This is a genomic window from Mesorhizobium sp. M0293 (assembly GCF_040321735.1).
Lineage (GTDB): Bacteria > Pseudomonadota > Alphaproteobacteria > Rhizobiales > Rhizobiaceae > Mesorhizobium.
On the sequence record NZ_JAMYSA010000020.1, the window covers coordinates 1 to 18936 of the forward strand.

The following is an 18936-nucleotide window of genomic DNA, read 5'->3' on the forward strand; positions in this document are numbered from 1 at the left end:
CCGGGCGGCGTGACGCCTTGTCCGGCGCTGACGAGTTCATTCGCCGCCCATTCGGCCAGCAACGCATACTCGACACCGGACGAACCGACGACAAAAGAACCGCCGGGCTTGCGAACGCGCCACAGCTCCTTGCCGGCCAGAGCCTGCGTCTCCAGATTGTCGACATCGACAAGCACGATTGCGGTGCCGTCTCCGGCCAGGCGGTCGAATGCCGCCGACCGTGACGCGGACTGCAGCGTCGCAAGGTCGACCAGCCCGGAGTTCAGCGCCGTCTGTCGCGACAGATGGATCAGCAGATCGGACTCATCCATCGGCGTGGTCGGGTGGCGGCTCATCACAGGGTGGCGGTCGATGCGGAAATATTGATCGCGATAGGCGGCGAACAGATGGCCGAAGGCGGTGTAGCGCTTGAGCTGCGGCGCGCCGACCAGCAGCGGCACGCTGTCCTGTGCGAACACCGAGCGGCCGAGCTCGATGGCCCGGCCGATGCTGCCGATCGTCGGGCTGGAATCGAAGGTCGAGCAGACCTTGTAGTGGCAGATTGCGGCTTTCAACGTCTTCAGCCAGCCGAAGGCTTCGCGCAGATGCGTGTCCATCCACTGCGGCGTCTCGCTGCGGCTGGTGCCGGCCAGGCCGATCGCCCGGCACTGCGCAAATCGCGCAAGCAAGGCCTCGTCCGGCTGGCGCATGAACAGCACGGTCGGCACGCCGCCGAGCTCAAGCGCCTCCATGACATCGGTCGAGCCGGTCAGGTCGTCGCCATAATAGCTGAGAAGCAGGTCTTGCATGGCTTCAGGCCGCCTTGCCGTCGCCGAATTTTTCGATCGACCGCGCCAGTTCAGGGTGGTTCAAGGCGAAGTCGGCAAGCGCAATGCCGTCAACCGCCGCTTGCCAGGCTTGCTGCACGGCACGCACGCCGGCGCCAGGCCCGTCCGGATGGCTGATGATGCCACCGCCGCAGAGATAGAGAAGATCGACTGTCCGCCCGGTCCGTGCATATGTCTCGGGCGCCTGGCCGCCCCACTGGCCGGAGCCCGCCACCGGCAAGGCGCGGTCCTCGGGTGAAAAGATCGGTGTCGTCACCGCCTTGAACGACTCGACGAAAGAGTCATCCGGTTCCCAGTATTTCGAGGCGATGCCGTTGATCTGGAACTGGTCGACGCCGAGCAGCCGCCAGAACTGCTGCCAGACCTTGAAGTCCATGCCGAGGCCCGGGTGACGGGTGAGGATGTCCCAGCCATTGCGATGGGCGTGCAACACCAGGCTGGAGCGTTTTCTCAGGAACGACATGCCACCGAGCCCGATCGAATTGATGTTGACCACAGCGCAATTGCCGCCGGCCTTCGCCACCAGATCATGGTTGCGCATCATCTCGTCCGGGTCGGCATGCGAGATGCCGAAGGCATACATAACCTTCTTGCCGGTCTTTTGCTCATGGTCGAGGATGAGCGGCATGATTGCCTTCACCCGTTCCGACAGGGGCGAATAGGCCGGGCTCATCAGCTTTTCATCGTCCTTGATGAAATCGACGCCGGCGGCGATCAGTTCCGCCACCATTGCCGCCGTCTCGGGCGGCCGCAGCCCGAGCGCCGGCTTGACGATCGTGCCGATGATCGGGCGGTCCGTCACACCGGTCAGCCGGCGGCTGCCGGCGACACCGAACTGTGGACCGGGATGCGCGCCGCGAAAATCCTCCGGTAGTTTCATGTCGACGACGCGGATCCCGGTGAGACCCTTGATCGAATAGGTGCCGCCGATGGCGATCGTCATGAGCGCCGAAAGGTCGGTGCCGATGGCATCGAACGGAAAGGCGATATCGATATCCGCACGCTTGAACGGCCCGTTGCCGTCATCGGGAAGCGACGGCCGCTCGACATCGGGCAGGGGCCGTATCGCCAGCACGCGCGCCGCCACGCGGGCCTTCAGCTCCTCGGTCTCGCCGGGCAGCGCGACGAAGGTCCCGGTCGATTGGTCGCTGGCGATCTTGGCGGCCAGCGCTTCGATGCTGCCAGGCGTTTCGATGCGATAGGTGAGGGTGATCATGGTCTGCTGTCTCAGGCCGAGCGTTCGAAAAAGGTTCACCGGTGCTCGAAATCTGGTATAATGAGTACATAAGTATTGCAAGACATATCGGGCTGGGAGTTTTAGGCGGATCGACAGACGGCAATTTCCGGGAACTATGCCGGCAGTGTTAGATAGGGCCGGGTCAAGGGAGTGATTCGCGACGATGAACCGTTCGGAACCGATTGTCCGGCGCAAGCTTTCCGACGAGGTCTTCTTGCGGCTGAAGCGCCTGATCACCAGCGGCGAGCTGATGCCGGGCGACGACATGCCGTCGGAGCGCGAACTGATGGAGCGCTTCGAGGTCGGCAGGCCGGCGATCCGCGAGGCGATGCAGGCGTTGAGCAATATGGGCCTTGTCGCGATCTCGCATGGCGAGCGCGCCAAGGTGCTGCAGCTCACCGCCAAGTCGATCATCAAGCAGGTCGATGGCGCCGCCAAGATCATCCTGTCGTCATCGAAGGACACGCTTGAGCATTTGAAGACCGCGCGCATCTTCTTCGAGCGCGGCATGGTCAGGGAAGCCGCCGAAAAGGCCACCGCCGAGGATGTGCAGCGGCTGCGGGCCACCGTTGCCGAACAGCGCGGCTTTCGCGGTGATTCCGAAGCCTTCATTTCCGCTGACATGAAGTTCCATACCCAGATCGCCGCGATTTCCGGCAACCCGATCTATGTCGCCGTCAGCGAGGCGATGCTGGGCTGGTTGAAGGAATATCACACCGAAATGCTGATCTGGACCGGCAAGGAAAACTTCACGCTGACCGAGCACGAAGAGATCATTGGCCGCATCGAGAAGAAGGATGCCGACGGCGCCGAGAAGGCGATGATCAAGCATCTGGAGCGCTCGCGCGCGCTCTATGTGATGAATTCCGAAAAGTAACTTCAGCCGAGCCGGGTAACCGTATAAGGCGTCATCACGAGATGGCCTCGCCCGAGCGCCGAAAGATCGACCTGCACGTCGTCTGCCGTCAGATTCGCCAGCCATGCGACAATCTCGCCCGAGGCAGAACGACCGGCCAGCGCCAGCACCTTGGTCTCATCGCTCGTCCTTGCCGCCACCTGCGCAAGGCCGGCCATTTCGCAAAGCCCCTTGATAGCCCTGAAGATCGGGCGGGGTGATCCTTCCGCGACGGGTTCTCCGGATGACGCCAAGACGCCGAACGGGCCGGTGAAGCTGGAAAGAGTCAGCATCTCCAGTCCAGCCGGCGCGACGCGTGCGGCATAGCCGATCGTCCATGCTGCTGCGAACAGGCCGGCATGGCGCGGGTCGCTGTCGGCCATGGCGATGCGCTGTCCCCCGGGATTGGGCTTGGTCGCGCCGCCATAGGGGTTCTGGCGCATGGCAATCGTCGACGGTCCGATCCGGTATGGCTTCGCCCCGAAGATCGACCGCACCGATTGGGTGATGAAAGGCAGCGCCTCCAGCGATTGCATGATGCTGAGATCGTCGGCGGCATGCACGATCGGGCAGGTGCAATGGGTGACGAAATCGAGCTGGTCCGCCGGCACGCGCTTGCGGTTGAGCTCGGTGAAATAACTGAACATGCCGCCGCCGAGGCGAATATCGGGAAAGGCGCGTCGCGCCGCCGCATAGACCTCCTCGAGCGGTGGGCATTCAGGCCATGCGCTGCCCGGCGGCGTCGACTGCCGGTCGACCGAAGGCGACACGGCAATGGCCGAGAGGTTTAGCTCGGCCTGGCGCACCAGGGCGGCGACGCCTGACAGCTCGGCGTCGAGATCGCCTGTGAAGGCAACGACGCATTCGAGGGTTGTGTGCGCCGGATGGGCGGCGGCTAGCCTTGCAAAGGACCGCAAGGCATCGAGCCCGTGGCCGCGCGTCGGATCGTAGTGAAACAGCAACTGTTGCGGGCCGAGTGTCGACAGCGCGGAGAGGTTCGCCAACGTCGTCTCGACATCCTCGGGATAGATGACCACGCCGACATCGGGCAGTCTCGGCCCGGCTTCGCCGAGTTCAACGCGGACCGGTTCGCGGGCCATGGCGGCAGCCGGCGTTTTGCTTTCACCAGTGATGCGCAGGCTGATCGTCTGGCGCAGGGGTTGGCCGACAGGCAGCACATAGGGCCATGGCCGCGCAAGCGGCCGTACATAGGTCTTGTAGGAGGCGTCCGACCAGTTGCGCTGGTCTTCCATCTCGAAAGTATCGCCCTCCATCCGGCACTCGGCAGTGACGCCGGGCCGCACCTCATGAGTGATCGCTCGCAAATCTTTGAAAGGCTGCCAGGGGTCGATCAGCTCGGGAAGTTTCGTCGCGACGATGCTGCCGCCGGTATGCTCGACCGTGATCGGGCTGCCGGCGAGGCCGGCGATCGGGTGCAGGATGCAGAAGCCGCAGCGGTTGGTTTCGAAATCGCTTTCGGGGAGGGCGCTCACGTCGAAGATCAACTCGCCTTGAGCGGAGCCTTTGATCGTGGCACGGAAGCCGAGCCGGCTTTCGTCCGGCCCGGTGCAGCTTGCCGAATAGCTGACCGAGAAAGTGTCCGCGCCCTGGTCGATGACAAGGTCCGTCAACGTCGGCTCGTAAGTGCCCCAGTCGCGATCGCGCACGATATAGGCGATGGCGCGCAGCACTTCGGTGCCGCCATGGCGAATGGTGCGCAGATTGCCGTTGACGAAGTCCGCGCTGAGCGCGCCGGCGTTGAGCCTGACCGGCTCGGCCTCGACCGCTCGCGTGCCGTAGAGGAAGAAGGCGTCGGCGGTCATTTCAGCAAGGTGTCGAGCTGCACCGGTTGCCGGCTCGCGGCACCGGCATAGGCGGCCTCGACCAGCGCAAACGTTTTGAGATTGTCGGCGCCCGAGGTCGCCGGCTCGGTTCCCTTGGCCAGGCAGTCGACCCAGTGCTGCTGAATGGCGACGACGCTTTCCTGGATGTTGTGCCAGGGCCGCGATGCCCACGGCAGCAGCGGCGGCGAAACGTCGGTGACTGCCGTGCCGCTCTTGCCGGTGACGGTGAGCCGGTATCCCTGCGCCTGCCGGATCGTGCCGTCGCTGCCGTCGATCTCGATCAGCGTCTCGGGAAACGGCTCGGTGGCGAGCTTCGTCGCGTAGCTGCAATCGACCACCGAGGTCGCACCGCTATTGTGGTCCATCAGCATGGTCGCCACATCCTCGCCCGCGATCTCGGGGTTGATGCGGATGGTTCGTGTCGTGATGGTCGTGACGTCGCCGAGCAGGAAACGGGCGATGTCGAGGATATGGATGCCGAGGTCCTCGATGATGAAGCGTTTTCCCGTCGCCAGATAGGGCTGGCCGGAAAACACGTCGTAGGCGGAACGGAAGGAAATGCGCCCGAAGAAAGGTCTGCCGATCTCGCCACTGTCGAGCACGGCCCGCACCGCCTGGAGCGGCGACTGCCAGCGAAAATTCTCATGCACCATCAGCGGCACGCCGGCTTCCGCGCAGGCCCTGACCATCGCCTTGGCGTCGGCGAGCGTCGGCGCGAACGGCTTTTGGCAGATCACCGGAACGCGATGGGCGGCCGCCATCTCGACCAGCGGCCGATGGCTGGGCGCGGTGGTGGCGATATCGACGAAGTCGAGGCTTTCGCCGGCAAAAAGTTCCGCGGCGTCGGCATAGCGCTTCGCAATGCCGAACTGGTCGCCGACGATCTTGAGCCGTTCCGGATCGCGGTCGCAGATGGCGACGATCGAGGCGCCAACTATGTCGCGCCAGGCATGCATCTGGTTGACGGCAAAGAAGCCGCAGCCGATCAGCGCTCCCCGCAACTCCGCCATGATCAGCCCGCCTTCGCCATCTGCATCAGCGTTACCCGGCTCTGCAGCCGGCGCTGTGCCTGGTCGACGACGACGGCGACGATGATGACGAGGCCCTTGATCACCATTTGCCAGAACGAACTCACACCCATCATCACCAATCCGTCCGAAAGGATGCCGATGACGAAGGCGCCGACGATGGTGCCGCCGATCGTGCCGCGACCACCCGACATCGAGGTGCCGCCGAGCACCGCCGCTGCGATGGCGTTGAGCTCGAAACTTTCGCCTGTCGCCGGATGCGAGGCCATCAGCTCGGACGAGATGATCAGGCCGACGATCGCCGCGCAGAAACCCGAGAACATGTAGACGAACATCTTCACCATGTTGACACGGACGCCCGAAATCCGCGACGCCCGTTCATTGCCGCCGACGGCGAAGATGTGGCGGCCGAGCGGCGTGTATTTGGCGAGATAGGCGGCTCCCAGTGCAACGACGATCAGGATCCAGATCGCCACCGGCAGGCCGAGCAGCCGGCCGGCACCGAGGAAACCGAAGCCGGTGGTGCCGAGTTCCGGCTTGCCGACGAGGTTGGGGAAGGTGCGGCCATCCGACGACAAGAGCGCCAGGCCGCGTGCGACGTAGAGCACACCGAGCGTGGCGATGAACGGCGCGACGTTCAGCCTGGTGATCAGCAAGCCGTTGACCGCCCCGATCAATATACCGACCGCAAGCGTGATCAGCGCGATCTCGAAGACGTTGAAATAGATGGTGTAGCCGATCTGCAGGTCGATGCCGTTGAGCACGAGATAGCCGGCCACCATGCCGCACAGGCCGACGATCGAGCCGACCGAAAGGTCGATGCCGCCGGTGATGATGACGAAGGTCATGCCCATCGCCAGGAACGCGTTCAGCGCCACGTGCTTCGACATCAGGATCAGATTGGCGGTCGACAGGAAATTCGGCGCCGCGATCGAGAAGAAGATCAGGACGGCGATCAGCGCGATGAAGGTCCTGAGCTTCATCAATGTCAACAGCACCGAGCCGCTGGAAGCGGAGGGAGCGGCCGCCTTGGCTGGGATGTCAGTCATGCGCGGTGCTCTCCATCTGTCGAACCGGTCCGTGGCCAAGCGCCGAGGCAGCGACGAGTACCGCCTCCGTTGCCTCTGCGCGATCGAATATGCCGGTCAGTTTTCCGTTGCTCATCACCGCGATGCGGTCGGACAACGCCATGACCTCGTCGAGATCGGAGGTCGCAAAAAGAATCCCCAAGCCGTCGCGGGACAGTTTGCGCATGGTGCGGAACACATCCGCCTTGGCGCCGACATCGATGCCCCGGCTGGGCTCGTCCATCAACAGCACCTTGGGTCCGGTGAGCAGCGCCTTGCCGATCACCACCTTCTGCTGGTTGCCGCCCGACAGTGACGAAACCTCCTGCACCGGGTCGGCGACCTTGATCGCCAGTTCCCGCACCATCTGTGTCACCGCCTGCTTTTCGTCGGCGCCACGGATATGGAACAGGCGGGCAAATCGCGACAGGCTGGCCAGCGTCAGATTGCTGGCGACCGAGAGGATCGACACCAGCCCTTCGCGCTGGCGGTCCTCGGGGATCAGCGCCAGCCCGCGCCGGATGCGTCGCGTCGTGTCGCGCTCCCTGACCTGTTTGCCGCCAATGAAGATCTCGCCCGTCGAATGACTATGGCGGCCCATGATGCAGTCGAACAATTCGCTGCGCCCGGCGCCCATCAGGCCGTATATGCCGAGGATCTCGCCTGCACGCAGCGACAACGAGACATGGTCGACGGCAAGCCCGCCGGTGGCGAGCGGCAGGCAAATGTCCTCGGCGCGGAAGATTTCTTCGCCGGGAACATGACCGTCGGCCTTGGCGAAGTCCTTGGCGTCGGAGCCGATCATCTGCCGCACGATCCATCGCGTGTCGACGTTCTTCATCTCCTCCTGGCCGGTGATGTGCCCATCGCGCAGCACGGTGATGTAGTCGCCGATGCGGATCAGCTCTTCCAGCCGGTGCGAGATGTAGACGATGGCCACGCCGCGCGCCTTGAGGTCGGCGATCACCTTGAACAGGATCTCGACCTCCGCAGCACTCAGCGCCGAGGTCGGCTCGTCCATGATCAGGATGCGCGCGTCGAGCGAGACCGCCTTGGCGATCTCGACCAGCTGCTGCTGGCCGATGCGCAGATCCTCGACCAGCATGTCGGGCCGTATGCCGGCCTGCAGGCGTTTTAGAAATTCCGCCGCGCGGCGCTCCTGTTCCTTGCGGTCGATCTTGCAGAACCGGTTGGTGATTTCACGGGTGGCGAAAATGTTCTCGGCGACGCTCATATTGCCGAACAGGTTCAGCTCCTGGAACACCATGCCGATGCCACGGTTCACCGCATCGCCGGACGACGAGAAGGACACCTCTTCGCCCTGCAGCAATATGCGGCCGGCAGTCGGCCGTTCGACACCGGCGATGATCTTCATCAGCGTCGACTTGCCGGCGCCGTTTTCGCCGACCAGCACGTTGACCGCACCCTTGCGCACCTCGAAATTGGCGCGCTTGACCGCAACGGTTCCGGAATAAACCTTGGAGACGTCCTCCAGTTTCAGGATGATTTCGCGCTCCGCGGCCGCGCTCATGGCTTCGACCCGATTTCTGCCTCCGCCGGCGTCACCAGCGGCAGGTCCTGGCCGTTGCCCAGCGTATAGGCGCCCAGCACCTTGGCGGTGCGGCCTTCCAGCGCTTCGCGCGGCAGCTTGGACAGCACCGTCTTGTCGGCGTAGCTGTTGAACGCCTTGCCGAACTGGGCGAAGTCGATCTGGTTGGTGAAGTCGTTGAACTGGATGAAGTCCAGGCTGTCGCGCAGTGCGGTACCGCGCACCGCTGGTCCGATCTGCACTCGCGCATCGGCCTTGCCGTCGCCGTCGACATCGATGTCGACCGTCGCCGCGCGCGACTGCGTATTCGCCGCGACGATCTTGCCTTCCAGGCGAACCGCGAAAGTCCACGGCGCGTTCGCCTGCTTGTTCGGATTGCCGTATTTGGCGCCGGCCGCTGCGGCATCGGTTGTCGCCAGAGTGTGAACCTCCGCAAACGGTCCGGCTTTCTGCTGGAGATAAGGCACGACCTTTGCCGCCCATATCTCTTCGACCGTCTTGTCCGGATTGAAGGCGGGAGCATTGCCGCCGTCTGCCGATTTTGTCGGCAAGATCTTGCAGGCGGTCAGGCTGATGCCGACCATCAAGGCAAGGATCGGCCAGTTCGGCTTGTTGTTCAGCATGGCGGCCTGTTGTTCAGCATCGTGGTCGGCCCACGGAAAATGGCGGCGAGGGGCGAACCAAGATTCGCCCCTCGCTATTCAAATCACGCTGCCTCAGTTGGTCAGCGCGAAGGTTTCCAGCTTGGCGGCATTGTCGCCATTGACCAGAACGCAGTCCATCAGCTGCTTTTCCTTGGCCGGCGACTTCTTGTTCTTGATGAAGTCGTTGGCTTGCTCGACCGCCATCTGCGCCTGCGCGAAGGCGGGCTGCAGCACGGTTGCCTTGATGCCGCCGGAGGTGATGGAGTCACGCACGTCGTTCGATCCGTCGAAGCCGACGACGATGACATCCTTGCGGTTCGCCGCGGCAAGTGCCGCATAGGCGCCCATCGCCATCGTATCGTTGCCGGAGATGACACCCTTGATGTCGGGGTTGGCCTGCAGGATCGATTCCATCTTGGAATAGGCTTCCGTCTGGCTCCAGTTGGCCGACTGCTGGGCAACCATCTTCAAGTCCGGATAGTCGTCGATGACGTCGTGATAACCCTTGGAGCGGATGCCGGCATTGGTGTCGGATTCCTTGCCGACCAGCTCGACGAAGTTGCCCTTCTCGCCCATCAGCTTGACGAATTCCTGCGCGCCGAGTTGGGCGCCCTGGTAGTTGTTGGAAACGATCTGCGCCACGGCGACGCCGGTGGCGTTGATCTCGCGGTCGATCAGGAAGGACGGAATGCCTGCGTCCTTGGCCTTCTGCACGGCGGCGACGGTGGCGTCGGCGCCGGCATTGTCGAGGATGATCGCCTTGGCGCCGCGGCCGATCGCAGTGTCGATCAGCTCGGACTGCTTGTTGGCATCGTCGTCATGGACGAGCACCAGCGCCTCATAGCCGAGTTCCTTGGCCTTGGCTTCGGCACCGACGGCTTCCGCCTTGAAGAACGGATTGTCGTGCGAAGGCGTGATGATGGCGATGAGATCCGCCGCGTAGGCAGGAACTGCGGTGCCAAGCGCCAGCATGCCGGCGAAAGCCGCAAGCGTCATTCTGCGTGTGAGTTTCATGAAGTCCTCCCGTTTGAAAAATTACCTTGGTCAACCAAGGCCTCTATCGGCATCCGAATTCGTCAGGCAGCGCGGGCGGCGGATCGCTTTCGGGCTAAAGAGCCGTTTGCCGGCTCCCCTCAGCGGATCGTTGCTCCCCAGCCATCCTCCACTCGCCCAGGCTTCGTACTCCCTGCGAAACCTTGTCGATCCAAGCCATGAACAGCTAAGCCAACTGGTATGATGAGTCAATCACTAATTCAGGTGATATGTGCCTGAAAGGTAGCTTGCGCGCGCGTACCTTCTCCCTAACCGACGAGAAGATGGACCTGCGTCTCAGGTGATGCGCTGAATGCTGGCGGCGATCTCTTCCGGCTCGAACACGCGCTTCCAGTCGTCACGCATCAGAACCGGCTTGCCGAATTCGATCGCCTTGTTGCAGGCGTCCGAGAACACGCCCTTGGTCTCGCCGAAAATGACAGCGCCCAGTACGTTCATATGGCCGAGCAGGAAGTCGAGCGCGGCCTGCTTGTCGACGCCGCGTGCCACGACCTCGTCGACGGCTTCCTTCATGATAACCAGCAGCGAGGCGCACACCGTCTCCGAGAGGCCAGGCTCCAGCAACGCCATCTGTTCGACGGTGACGCGGTGCGAGCGCATGACCGGCGCCCAGATGATTTTTGCGATTGCCTCGCCCTTGGCATAGTCCTCTTCCGGTCCCTGCATCAGGGCACTGACCATATGCTGCTTGGCTTTGACGCCGCCGAAATAGTCCTTCTTGGCCGCCATGTCGGTCTCGTCATTGAAGATCGGCGGATGGCAGGGGTGGGTGACGAAATAGGTGAGGTCCGGCCGGTTCGGCAGATGGCCGGCGAAGGGTGCCGCCGCGTCGAGCACCACCACCATCGTGCCCGGTGCCAGCTTGCTCTCGATGCTGGTAGCCACCTTGCCGATATGCGTGTCCGGAACGGCCAGGATCACGACATCGGCGCCCTTGAGCGCCTCGTCGGCGCTGACCGCATCGAAACCCAGTCCGGTCTTCAGTCGCTCGCGGCCGGCCTCGCTGACCTCGACATGGCGTATCGTGTAGGGCGATCCGCGGAAATTGGTCGACAGGCGGTAGCCCATTTTTCCGCCGGCACCGAACAGCGCAATCGTTGTCATCTGGTCATTACTCCTGATCTCAGCCGACGGTGTCGCCCGTCGTTAACTTATCAACTGGTATAATCACACTACCAGATTTTGGCAATCCGATAATGGCGAATGCGGTGCAGGTCATGACTGCCGCTTTCCCGCCGGCACTGCCGCGTCGCCGTCGCTGCCTGTCGGCTCGGCCGGCGCTCGCCGCGTCATCGCCTGTCGTCCGGCAAGCGCAAGCACGAAGATGACGACGATGCCCTGCACGATGTCCTGGGCGCCCGGAGGCAGGCCGATGATCTGCATGGTGGTCACGATCAGAATAAGAAGAATGCTGGCGAACAGGGTGCCGACGGCGGTTGCCGAGCCGCCGAAGATCAGCGTTCCGCCGAGCACCACCGCGGCGATCGACTGCAAGAGGTAGGGCTGGCCCATTTCGAGGAAGGCGCCGCCAATATAGGCGCCGAGCAGCAGCCCGTTGAGGGACGCCAGCACCGACGAGATGATGAAGGCCGATGCGATCACCGGGCCGGTCCTGATGGCGGCGAGCCGCGCGGCGGTGCGGTTCTGGCCGACCGCCGACAACAGCTGGCCGAACACCGTATAGCGAAGCACGAAGGAGGTTGCCGCTACGCCTAATATTGCGATGATCGCCATGATCGGCACGCCGGAAATGCGGCCCGATGCCAAGTATTTCAGTGCCGGGCTGACACTGAAACCCGAGATCGCCCGGTTCGACAGCAGCGTCGCGGTGGCCAGCACATAGCCGGTAGCCAGCGTGGCGATGATGGCCGGGATGCCGAGCCCCACGACAAGCAGCGAATTGAGTGCGCCGACGGCAAGGCCGAGCAGGATCGCGGCGGCAACGCCGATGGCGAGATTGGCATCCTGGCCCTTGATGGTGAGCAGCGCGACGAAGGCGCTGAGCGTGATCACCGAGGCGACCGAGAGGTCGATGTTGCCGCGCCCAGTCGTCACCACGAACATCTGGCCGATGCCGACGATCGTCAGGAAGGACGCCGACAAGATAATGCCCGACAGGCTGGACAGGCTGAAGCGGTTGGTGACGATCGACAGCACAAGCCACAGAAGCAGCACGCCGATCGCCGCCCAGATCCAGCGGTTTCTCTGCGACCAGAGGCTGAAGGCGGTCAGAGCGCTCATTGTTCGCTCCTGCGGTCGGCGGTCAGGCTGCGAAGCGTCAAAAGGGCGATCAGGATCAGGCCTTGCGTCGCGGCGTTGAAATCGCTGCTGACGTTCAGCGTGCCGAGCAGTGCGCCGATCAAAGACAGCGTCACCGCCCCGGCAACGGCGCCGACCGGCGAGATGATGCCACCCAGCAGCGAGCAGCCGCCCATCACCACGGCGGCGACGCTGAGCAGCGTGAACGAATTGCCGGAGTTGATGTCGCTCGCCGTGTTGATCGCCGTCAGCGACAGGCCGGCCGCACCCGCAAACAACCCGGCGATAAGATAGCGCACCAGCGCATAGCGCGTCGGCGACCATCCCGAACGGATCATCGCCGTCGGGTTGTTGCCAAAGCCGCGCAGCACCACGCCAAGCGGCAGCCGGTCGATGACGAAGACGGTCAGCGCGACGGCCGCGATGAGAATGATGGAGGTGGGCACGAAGCCGAGCGACCAGCCGAAGAGCGCCGACAGCCATTCCGGACTGGCGCCGCCGGGCGTCGGCTGCAGCGCATAGCCCAGTCCAACCCAGATGAAGGAGGCGCCGAGCGTAACGACGATGGCCGGGATCTTGCGTGCCTGGATCACCCCGCCAAGCCCGGCATAGGCGGCGAGCGCCGCCGCCAGCGCCAGCGCGCCGAGCCATGGCTGGTCGTAGAGCAGCGTGGCGCTGAGCACGCTGACGAGGCCGGCAAAGGCGCCGACGCCGAGGTCGATCTCGCTGCCGCCCACGATAAACATCTGTGCCGCCGTAACCAGCGCCAGCGACAGCGCCGGCATCAGCAGCAGATCGAGGCCGAAGATCGAGGCGACGGCGGGATTGGCCGAGATCATCACGGCCAGTACGGCGGCAAGGCCGATGAAGGGCGCCGCATCCACCAGCCTGCGGCCAAGCTTCGTCGCCGGCGCATCTTTGTGTCGGAGAGCGGCGAGCCCGTCCGCCGGCTGGGTGAAGGACGCGCCGACAACAGCCGATTCCGTGATCGCGTCGCCGGTAAGTTCCCTGACGACGCGTCCGCCGGCAAAGACCAGCACGCGATCGCAGGCCAGCAGTTCGGCATCCTCGGTCGTATGCCAGACCAGTACGCGCCCGCTGCGCGCGATCTCGTTGCACAGCCGGTAGAAATCCTGCTTGGTGGCGATGTCGACGCCGCGCGTCGGGTCGTCAAGCAGGATGATCGGGGTATCGGCGACCAGCGCCCGGGCGACAAGCGCCTTTTGCTGATTGCCGCCGCTGAGCTCGGTGATGTTGGACTGGAAGCGGCTGTCGTCCAACCGCAGCTTGCCGGCGGCACCAGCGGCCATGTCGCGATTGGCGCGATCGGAAACCAGACCCAGCGCCGGGCGGCGGGCCAGTGCGCCGATACTGATGTTCGAGAGCACGCTCCACAGCGGGAACACGCCTTCCTTCTGCCGGTCTCCGGCGATGAAGCTGGCCTGCGCATGTCTTGTGACCGCCGAGCTTTGCTTGCGGCCGGGGCTGAAGATCCTATGCAACAGGTCCTTCTGGCCGCTGCCTTCGAGGCCGGCCAGCCCGACGATCTCGCCACGCACGATATCGATGTCGCGGCCGAGTTCTGATGTCAGCGGGCCGGAGAGCCGCACCAGCACGTCCTGGGCGGAGGCGATGGAGACGACGTGCTGATGGATCGGATTGGCATCGCCGCCCATCAACTGCACCAGCCTGCCGATCGAGGCGTCCGCGACCTGGCCCTGCCATGCCGTGCGGCCGTTGCGCAGCACCACGATCTCGGTGGCGATGTCGATGATCTCCTGCAGCTTGTGGCTGATGAAGATGAAGGCAAGGCCGGCCTTTGCCCGCTCGCGAATGAAGGCGCGCAGCTGTTTCGAGCGGTCGAGATCGAGCGACGAGGTCGGTTCGTCAAGCACGATCAGCCTGACGCCGGGCGTGGCCGCGGCACGCGCGATCTCCACCATCTGCCGTTCGGCGATGGAGAGGTGGCCGACCTCGGCGTCGGCATCGATGCCGTTGCCTGGAAAGACGGCGTCGAGCGCCGCTCGAGCCCGAGCCCTGTAAACCGTTCTCCACCCCGGTCGAGTCGCCGCATCCTGAGGTGTCTCCAGAAAGAAGTTTTCGGCGACTGACAGGTTGGCGCAGAGCGAAAGCTCCTGATGCACCATGCGGATGCCGCGCCGCTGCGCTTCGGCGGTGCCGTAGCCGGCGAAATTCACCTGTTCGTCGGCGAAGGAAATCGAGCCCAGTGTCGGCCACATCGCGCCGCACAGGATACGCATCAGTGTCGATTTGCCGGCGCCGTTGCCGCCGACCAGCCCGATCACGTCGCCGGCAGCGACGCAGAGGTCGATGCCTGCGTTGGCGAGCGTCGGTCCAAAGCTCTTGGTGATCCCGGTGAGCGAAACGACACTTTGCTGTATCGGAGCGGCAAGCGCCTTGGCGGCGGCGCTGTCCTGATCGGCAACAGCAGACTGGGACATTCGTCCTCCATTTCTTCGGCCGTGAGGATCGGGCGCGGCCGTTCGGCAGCGCCCGGTCGATAGGCCGCGTTACTTGCTCAGCAGGTTCTGCTTGACCCAGTCCAGCGAATAGCTGGGGCTGATGATCTGGCCGCCCGGCAGCTTGGCGTATTCCTTGAGGTTGCCGGCATCGACCGTCGCCACCGGCATGATCATCAGCTTGGGCGCTTGGGCGCCCTTCAGCAGCGACAGGCCGAGCCAGAAGGCAGCACCGCCGATGCCCGGCGTGGTGTTCATGGACACCGTCTGGTAGCCGTTCTTGGCGTTCTCCTCGGCCCACCATTTGACGAAGTCGGTGCCGCCGCCACCCTCGATGATCGGCATCTTGCCGGCGTAGTCGCCACCATACTGGACGAAGGCCTGCGCGATGCCGACATCGTCGCTGCCGCCCTGGCCGAGCACGGCGTCGACATGCGGCAGGCTGGGCAGCACATTGGCGATCGCCGCCTGCGCCACCGAGGCGGTCGCCTGGCCATAGACGGTCGCGACCACCTTGATGTCGGGATACTTCGCCAGCACCGACTGCTGCGCGTTGAACATGTCGTTGTCGGGCGCCGAGCCCTTCACGCCGCGCACCTGCAGGACGTTGCCCTTGCGGCCGAGCATCTTGAAGACAGCCTCGGCCTGGGTTGCCTTGTAGCCCTTGAAGTCGAAATTGAGCTGGTAGTTGCAGGGCGCCGAGGCCACCGAATCGAAAGAGATGACGATGATGCCGGCTTTGCAGGCTTTCTCGATGATGCCATTGACCGCTGTTTCCGAGGCGGCGTCGACGGCGAGCACGTCGACCTTCTTCAGGATCAGTTCGGCGATCTGGCTGTTTTGCTGCGCCACCGAACCATCGCCGTTCATGACGATATAGTCGGCGATCTGACCGGCGGCCTTGGCTTCCTTGGCAGAGGCTTCGAACGCTTCCACCATCTGGTGCCGCCAGGTGTTCCCGTAATAGGCGTTGGCGAGCGCGATGACCGGCGCATCCGCAGATGCCATTGCCGGCACCACGGCAACACCCACCATTGCGGCGCTGGCGAGCGCCGCCACAGTTACAAATCTCATGGTATTTCCTCCCAAAAACACGATCGGCTTGGCTTGCCACACAAGCACAGCGCAACCTCCCAGAGACACGCTATGTCAGGTACATATTATACCAGCATACCAAATAGGCAAGCGTCAGCAATGACGCCGCCGCGCATTTGTCCTGAAGAGATGTGATCGGTCGTCGGAGACCGGGGCCGAAAGCTACTTCAGAAGATCGACCAGCACGTCGAATGCCGCGTCGATATCGGCGCGGACTGCGGCCCTGACCGCCTCGGCATCCCGGTTGCGCAATGCCGCGAACATCTGCTGGTGGTGCTCGTTGGCGGCAGCCTGTTCGCCATCACCGGTCTTGGCATCAAGGGCGTCGCGGAGCCGCGCTTCGGCGGCTGACGCGAAAGATTGGAGCGAACTCTAGAAGCTGGTTGATCAGCGCAACGGGCTGATGGTCGAGCGTGAAGACGGGCGAGCCTAGTCCGGTTTCGCCAGGCCCGAATTGAACTTGCGGCGGGCGTTTTCCAGGTGCTCGCGCATTGCCCGCCCGGCCGCTTCCGGGTCGTGCCGCTCGATGGCCTCGAACACGGCTTTATGGCCGGCAAAGCTCCTGCGGTTTTCCACTTCGGTGTTGGCCATGTGGATGCGCTGGTTGATTAGCCATTCCACCAGCGCTTCGTGCGCGGCGAGGAAGATCGGGTTGCCGGGAATCGCGGTCAGCACCCGGTGAAACGCGACATCGGTGACAGCGAAGGCGCGGGCCCGCGGGATGGCGCGTTCGTTCTCGGCAAGTGCCGCCGCAAGGGTCTCGACCTGTTCGCGCGTTGCCACCTCGGCGGCATGGCGCGCGATCGAGACTTCGAGAAACAGCCGCAACTGCTCGAAATGACCGATGCCGTCGGGCTGGTCCATCAACAGATGCGCCGTGCCCGTCAGTTGCTCCAGCATGTTCTTTGACGTCGGCCGCGTCACCTTCGGCCGCTCGCCGCTGCTGATGCGCACCAACCCCATTTTCTCCAGCGCAAACAGCGCCTCGCGTACCGAGGGGCGCCCGACATCGAACATCGACATCAGGTCGCGCTCGGACGGCAGCGAGGCGCCGACCGGATAGACCTCGTCGCGGATCATCTCCTCCAGGCGGAGGCGGACTTCATCGGACAATTTTTTTCGAACCGGCATATTGTGCATGGTCTACCTTTTAAGCTATTAGACCAGTCGCCGCAAGCGAGGACTTGCGGAACCGAAGGGTTGGAGGAGACCGCCGCCGGCCAATGGCGCGGCGGTCGGCCCGACACGTGAGGGTCTGACGCGGGAGCAGGCCAGGAGCAGGGGGCATCGCCCCGATTTCGACCGGCGGAAAGCAATGGGAGGAGAATTCCATGAGACGATTTCTGATGAGTCTTGTACCGGCGCTGGCACTGATGTTTGCCGCAGTGATTGCCAAAGCCGAGGGCGCCGGCACGTTCCGTTCCGCCATGCGCACCGGCTGCATCGAGATGGGAACGCTGCACACCACCTGCGGCCACCGCCTCGATGAGACCGTGCTGCAGGGACTGGTCCACATCAAATGGACGGGCGATGGCGTGCAGCCGATGCTGGCCGAAAGCTGGAAGACGCCGGATGGCGGCAAGACCTATGTCTTCAGCCTGCGCCACGCCGTCAAATGGCATGACGGAACGCCCTTCACAGCCAAGGACGTGGTGTTCAGCCTCAACCTCTACGCCAACCCGAAAGTCAACTCGCCATGGGCGCAGAAGCTCTCGGCCGTGGCCGGGTACAAGGCGTTCCAAGATGGCTCGGCCTCCTCGCTTGCCGGGGTCAAGGCGCTTGACGACACGACCGTCCAGGTCGAACTCGACAGCGCCAAGCCGCTTTGGGTGGAGTTGCAGCTTATCGCCATCAGCATCTTCCCGGAACACATACTGGGCAAGGTCGCGCCGCAGGACGTCAAGGGCAACGCCTTCTGGATCAACCGCGTCGGCACTGGACCGTTCATCTGGAAGAAATACGAGAGCGACCAGTATGTCGAGGTCGACCGCAACCCCGACTATTTCCTGGGCGCGCCGAAACTCGAGCGCATCATCTACCAGATCTACAAGGACGTGCCGCCGATCATCGCCGCACTCGAGACGCAGGAGGTCGACGCCATGTCTTATGAGGGCGGCGGCGTGCCGATCTCCGAACTCGCCCGGCTGCAGAAGCTCGACTATCTGACGGTGCTGCCGAAATTCTCCGCCGGCCTGCCGACCTATCTGCAGTTCAACCTGGAGAACAAGCGCTTCGCCGACGTGCGGGTGCGCCAGGCGATGCTCTACGCCATCGACCGCAAGGCCATCATCGATACGGTCAAGCAGGGCGCTGGCGAACTGTCGAACACACTCTTTCCGCAAGACTGGGCGCGCGCTAAGAATCTCGAGCCCTACGACTACAATCCCGACAAGTCCAAGCAATTGCTCACCGAAGCGGGCTGGGACGGCAGCCAGCCGGTCGATTTCATCTACTACTATTCCGACCAGATGAATGTCGACACCGTCACCGCCATCCAGAGCTATCTGGCCGCCGTCGGCGTCAACATCCAGCCGCGCCTGCTCGATCCGGCGGCAATCAACCAGACCTATGCCGACGGCAGCTTCCAGATGGGCTTTTTCGCCAATGGCATGGGGCTCGATCCCTCGCTCGGCTCGCCGGTCGTCGTCTGCGGCGCAAAGCCACTCAGCATGGGCTATTGCAATCCCAAGGTCGATGAACTGTTCAACAAGGGGCTGGAATCGGCCGACCGCACGGTGCGTGCCGAGAGCTATCAGGAGGCGTCACGCATCCTCAACCAGGAGCTGCCTAAGGCCTGGCTGTGGAACGAGGTGCGGCCGCTGGCTTTCAACAACCGCATCGTTGGCCTGGCGCAGCACTTCAAGGAGCAGCCGCTCGTGATCTTCAACCACCCGGTCTACAACGAAGTCGAGAAGTGGGAAGTGGCCAAATAGGCCGCTGCGTAGACATCCTCATCGG

15 protein-coding genes and 1 pseudogene are annotated in these 18936 nt (G+C 63.6%); 2 read left to right on the forward strand and 14 right to left on the reverse strand.

Translation table 11 applies throughout. From position 1 onward, the window contains the following. Together NKJ06_RS10315 and oiaX are read right to left on the reverse strand one after the other, a co-directional pair. Positions 1–788, reverse strand: a 788-nt coding sequence (locus tag NKJ06_RS10315; RefSeq protein ID WP_352809744.1) for a four-carbon acid sugar kinase family protein, incomplete at its 3' end; no start/stop codon positions are given. Between the two features lie 4 nt (positions 789–792). Continuing rightward, entirely contained in the window at positions 793–2043 is a 1251-nt protein-coding gene (gene oiaX, locus NKJ06_RS10320; protein WP_352630438.1) for a 3-oxo-isoapionate-4-phosphate decarboxylase OiaX, read from the reverse strand. 184 nt (positions 2044–2227) lie between these two features. Between oiaX and NKJ06_RS10325 the strand changes: the two genes are divergently transcribed. Then, positions 2228–2941 carry a transcriptional regulator NanR gene (locus NKJ06_RS10325; RefSeq protein WP_352630314.1) on the forward strand — a complete coding sequence of 238 codons (714 nt, stop codon included), beginning with the start codon at positions 2228–2230 and terminating at the stop codon, positions 2939–2941. A gap of 2 nt (positions 2942–2943) precedes the next feature. Here the strand turns inward: NKJ06_RS10325 and apnL are convergent, their stop codons facing one another. The 12 genes and pseudogenes from apnL to nanR form a co-directional block, all read right to left on the reverse strand. Next, positions 2944–4782 carry a D-apionate lactonase gene (apnL, locus tag NKJ06_RS10330; RefSeq protein ID WP_352630316.1) on the reverse strand — a complete coding sequence of 613 codons (1839 nt, stop codon included), beginning with the start codon at positions 4780–4782 and terminating at the stop codon, positions 2944–2946. After that, complete coding sequence (locus NKJ06_RS10335; protein ID WP_352630318.1) at positions 4779–5813, reverse strand: Gfo/Idh/MocA family protein; 1035 nt, start codon at positions 5811–5813, stop codon at positions 4779–4781. Before NKJ06_RS10335 ends, apnL begins: the two co-directional genes overlap by 4 nt. 2 nt (positions 5814–5815) lie before the next feature. Then, positions 5816–6880 (reverse strand): ABC transporter permease, encoded by a 1065-nt coding sequence (locus tag NKJ06_RS10340; RefSeq protein ID WP_127412150.1) that lies wholly within the window; start codon positions 6878–6880, stop codon positions 5816–5818. Then, a complete protein-coding gene (locus tag NKJ06_RS10345) occupies positions 6873–8429 on the reverse strand; it encodes a sugar ABC transporter ATP-binding protein (RefSeq protein ID WP_352630320.1) in 1557 nt (518 codons plus the stop codon). The genes NKJ06_RS10340 and NKJ06_RS10345 overlap by 8 nt, the downstream gene beginning before the upstream one ends. After that, positions 8426–9070 (reverse strand): DUF2291 family protein, encoded by a 645-nt coding sequence (locus tag NKJ06_RS10350; protein WP_352630322.1) that lies wholly within the window; start codon positions 9068–9070, stop codon positions 8426–8428. Before NKJ06_RS10350 ends, NKJ06_RS10345 begins: the two co-directional genes overlap by 4 nt. A 93-nt stretch (positions 9071–9163) precedes the next feature. Beyond that, complete coding sequence (locus NKJ06_RS10355; RefSeq protein ID WP_024502459.1) at positions 9164–10105, reverse strand: D-ribose ABC transporter substrate-binding protein; 942 nt, start codon at positions 10103–10105, stop codon at positions 9164–9166. 315 nt (positions 10106–10420) lie between these two features. Further along, on the reverse strand, positions 10421–11248 hold the full coding sequence (locus NKJ06_RS10360) for a phosphogluconate dehydrogenase C-terminal domain-containing protein (RefSeq protein WP_352630324.1): 828 nt from the start codon (positions 11246–11248) through the stop codon (positions 10421–10423). 111 nt (positions 11249–11359) lie between these two features. After that, the gene (locus tag NKJ06_RS10365) at positions 11360–12385 is read right to left on the reverse strand and encodes an ABC transporter permease (RefSeq protein ID WP_352630326.1); all 1026 of its coding nucleotides are present in this window, start codon (positions 12383–12385) and stop codon (positions 11360–11362) included. After that, on the reverse strand, positions 12382–14865 hold the full coding sequence (locus tag NKJ06_RS10370; RefSeq protein WP_352809747.1) for an ATP-binding cassette domain-containing protein: 2484 nt from the start codon (positions 14863–14865) through the stop codon (positions 12382–12384). The genes NKJ06_RS10365 and NKJ06_RS10370 overlap by 4 nt, the downstream gene beginning before the upstream one ends. Before the next feature lie 69 nt (positions 14866–14934). Then, positions 14935–15957 (reverse strand): ABC transporter substrate-binding protein, encoded by a 1023-nt coding sequence (locus NKJ06_RS10375; RefSeq protein WP_352630329.1) that lies wholly within the window; start codon positions 15955–15957, stop codon positions 14935–14937. Positions 15958–16140: 183 nt separating this feature from the next. Further along, a pseudogene (locus NKJ06_RS10380) lies at positions 16141–16329 on the reverse strand (FCD domain-containing protein); the annotation flags it as partial. Between the two features lie 78 nt (positions 16330–16407). Then, positions 16408–17118, reverse strand: a complete 711-nt coding sequence (gene nanR / locus NKJ06_RS10385; RefSeq protein ID WP_352630331.1) for a transcriptional regulator NanR — start codon at positions 17116–17118, stop codon at positions 16408–16410. Positions 17119–17309: 191 nt separating this feature from the next. Here nanR and NKJ06_RS10390 point away from each other — a divergent pair, with 191 nt between their 5' ends. Next, complete coding sequence (locus NKJ06_RS10390) at positions 17310–18911, forward strand: ABC transporter substrate-binding protein (RefSeq protein ID WP_352630333.1); 1602 nt, start codon at positions 17310–17312, stop codon at positions 18909–18911. Positions 18912–18936 lie beyond the last annotated feature (25 nt).

Excerpts from the sequence above, each read along its gene's own strand:
- oiaX (WP_352630438.1), bottom strand. The coding sequence starts at position 2,043 with ATGATCACCCTCACCTATCGCATCGAAACGCCTGGCAGCATCGAAGCG.
- NKJ06_RS10325 (WP_352630314.1), top strand. The coding sequence starts at position 2,228 with ATGAACCGTTCGGAACCGATTGTCCGGCGCAAGCTTTCCGACGAGGTC.
- apnL (WP_352630316.1), bottom strand. The coding sequence starts at position 4,782 with ATGACCGCCGACGCCTTCTTCCTCTACGGCACGCGAGCGGTCGAGGCC.
- NKJ06_RS10335 (WP_352630318.1), bottom strand. The coding sequence starts at position 5,813 with ATGGCGGAGTTGCGGGGAGCGCTGATCGGCTGCGGCTTCTTTGCCGTC.
- NKJ06_RS10340 (WP_127412150.1), bottom strand. The coding sequence starts at position 6,880 with ATGACTGACATCCCAGCCAAGGCGGCCGCTCCCTCCGCTTCCAGCGGC.
- NKJ06_RS10345 (WP_352630320.1), bottom strand. The coding sequence starts at position 8,429 with ATGAGCGCGGCCGCGGAGCGCGAAATCATCCTGAAACTGGAGGACGTC.
- NKJ06_RS10350 (WP_352630322.1), bottom strand. The coding sequence starts at position 9,070 with ATGCTGAACAACAAGCCGAACTGGCCGATCCTTGCCTTGATGGTCGGC.
- NKJ06_RS10355 (WP_024502459.1), bottom strand. The coding sequence starts at position 10,105 with ATGAAACTCACACGCAGAATGACGCTTGCGGCTTTCGCCGGCATGCTG.
- NKJ06_RS10360 (WP_352630324.1), bottom strand. The coding sequence starts at position 11,248 with ATGACAACGATTGCGCTGTTCGGTGCCGGCGGAAAAATGGGCTACCGC.
- NKJ06_RS10365 (WP_352630326.1), bottom strand. The coding sequence starts at position 12,385 with ATGAGCGCTCTGACCGCCTTCAGCCTCTGGTCGCAGAGAAACCGCTGG.
- NKJ06_RS10370 (WP_352809747.1), bottom strand. The coding sequence starts at position 14,865 with ATGTCCCAGTCTGCTGTTGCCGATCAGGACAGCGCCGCCGCCAAGGCG.
- NKJ06_RS10375 (WP_352630329.1), bottom strand. The coding sequence starts at position 15,957 with ATGAGATTTGTAACTGTGGCGGCGCTCGCCAGCGCCGCAATGGTGGGT.
- nanR (WP_352630331.1), bottom strand. The coding sequence starts at position 17,118 with ATGCACAATATGCCGGTTCGAAAAAAATTGTCCGATGAAGTCCGCCTC.
- NKJ06_RS10390 (WP_352630333.1), top strand. The coding sequence starts at position 17,310 with ATGAGACGATTTCTGATGAGTCTTGTACCGGCGCTGGCACTGATGTTT.